The sequence below is a fragment of the Vibrio sp. D173a genome, assembly GCF_030248475.1.
On record NZ_JAHGAH010001347.1, the window covers coordinates 1 to 748 of the forward strand.

The 748-nt window shown below is 41.4% G+C and carries 1 protein-coding gene and 1 pseudogene; one reads left to right on the forward strand and one right to left on the reverse strand.

The genetic code is table 11. The annotated features are described in order from the left end of the window. Nucleotides 1-403, forward strand: a pseudogene (locus KIV40_RS33275) (glutamate racemase); the annotation flags it as partial. Here KIV40_RS33275 and KIV40_RS33280 read toward each other — a convergent pair. Then, the coding region (locus KIV40_RS33280) for an RNA-binding protein (RefSeq protein WP_285353669.1) at nt 366-748 on the reverse strand (383 nt) is incomplete at its 5' end. The pseudogene KIV40_RS33275 and the gene KIV40_RS33280 sit on opposite strands and share 38 nt — an antisense overlap.

The following is a 748-nucleotide window of genomic DNA, read 5'->3' on the forward strand; positions in this document are numbered from 1 at the left end:
GAGCTTCTCTAGTGATAAACATGTCGAGCTATTAGGTTCAACTAAACTGGTCGATATGGCAGAAGATAAACTGCGAGGAGAGCAAATAGACCTTACTGAGCTAAAACAGATTCTCAGCCCGATGATCAATGTCGTTGATGTCGCAGTACTTGGTTGTACGCATTTCCCTTTGATAAAAGAAGAAATTCAAACCGTCTTGGGAAAAGGTGTCATGCTGGTGGATTCTGGCACTGCAATTGCCAATCGTGTTCAGAGCTTATTAGAAGTAAAGAGTGCGAAGGAGATAGCTGGAAAGAGAGAGGTATATTGTAGTGCACCTCTAAGAAAAGAAAGTGCACTCAATAGAACATTAAATGAAATGGGTTTTACGCCTGTTCAGATCCGTCCGCTTCTGGGTGCTTAGGGTCGTTTGCAACACGCACTTTCAAAGTACGCTGCATATAGTCTTTATCATTTAGGCTAGCAATAGCGTTATTGACATCATTGCTGGCCATCACAACAAAACCAAATCCTCTTCTTTTACCCGTACGTTTATCTTTCATTAGTCTTACGGCAAAAACTTCACCGTTGGCTTTATATGGAAGGTTACCTACATAGAGAGTTTGAGTTGAAGCTTTAGGTTCTGAATCTGATTTTGTGTCTGAGCTAGAAAGGTTAAGAATAAAAGCTGAAGCCAAGACACCGAGAACGAAAGTAATTGCAGGTGATATTTCAACCTGTGCGAACACAATGCCGCCTAATACAGCCA